The following is a 245-nucleotide window of genomic DNA, read 5'->3' on the forward strand; positions in this document are numbered from 1 at the left end:
TGCTTGTTTTGATTACTCACGTTCAAGCTGACGGAACGGTGATCGCCATCAAACACCACCCGGGTGCGGTCTAAAGCAATCGCCGCCTCTGCTGAGGAGGTCAAGACACTCCCCATGACCACGCCACTCCACAGCAGCGCGTTGAGGAGGGCGGTCTTGCGAGATGAGCATGTCACACGCAACCGCGGAGTAAAGTGGTTCGGGATATTCTGCAAATTCATGGTTTAGCTCTCTGTGTTCACGGT

At 54.7% G+C, this 245-nt stretch carries 1 pseudogene; it reads right to left on the reverse strand.

The features are described from left to right. Positions 1-221: pseudogene (locus AAZR93_RS21765) on the reverse strand (hypothetical protein); the annotation flags it as partial. Between the last annotated feature and the right edge of the window lie 24 nt (positions 222-245).

The sequence above is a fragment of the Providencia sp. Je.9.19 genome (genome assembly GCF_051129765.1).
Classification (GTDB): domain Bacteria; phylum Pseudomonadota; class Gammaproteobacteria; order Enterobacterales; family Enterobacteriaceae; genus Providencia.